1 protein-coding gene is annotated in these 693 nt (G+C 53.2%); it reads right to left on the bottom strand.

All coding sequences use genetic code 11. From position 1 onward, the window contains the following. Window positions 1-692 (bottom strand): IS256 family transposase (locus ABRP93_RS11630; protein WP_502879669.1); only part of this gene is annotated, 692 nt, incomplete at its 3' end. Window position 693 lies beyond the last annotated feature (1 nt).

The raw sequence follows: 693 nt of genomic DNA, 5'->3' as shown, positions 1-693 counted from the left end.
ATAAAGACGTCTTTGACCCCACGGTTAGAAAGATTGGCACATACCTGCGCCCAAAATGAAGCGCCTTCTTCTTTGGCGATCCATAGGCCCAAAATGTGCTTAATCCCGTCGAGGTCCACCCCGATTGCCATGTACGCGGATTTGTTGACCACTCGGCCGCCGTCGCGGACTTTAATGCGCAGCGCATCGAGAAACACTACGGGGTAGAATTCGTCTAACTGGCGGTTTTGCCAGACCATGACCTCATCGCCGACGGCATCAGTTACTGCAGAGATTGTTTCATGAGAGATATCGACACGCATCGCAGTAGCCATATGATGCTGGATATCCCGAATGGTCATCCCACCGGCATACAAGCTGACGATCATGTCATCAACGTCGGTCAATCTCCTCGAGCCTTTAGGGACCATAGTCGGCAAGAATGTTCCAGCCCGATCCCTAGGCACATCAACCGTAACCGGCCCGTAGTTAGAATCCACGGTCTTTGGATACGACCCGTTGCGGTGATTGTTTGTCCCAGCAGCAGCTTTAGCACTCCTGTCGCCAGATTCGTAGCCAAGGTGGGCATCCATCTCAGCATTCAAACCCCTAGTGATCGAGGCTTGCACCATGCCCAGAACCAGGTCGTTGGCATCCGTGGTGGACGTGCCTAGGTCATCAATCAGTTTCGCGATGTCAGGGTTAGCAAGCAGC

Origin of the sequence: Corynebacterium sp. KPL2850 (assembly GCF_040225855.1) — a bacterium.
In the GTDB taxonomy this organism is placed as follows: Bacteria; Actinomycetota; Actinomycetes; order Mycobacteriales; family Mycobacteriaceae; genus Corynebacterium.
This window is presented reverse-complemented; position numbering and strand designations above follow the sequence as displayed.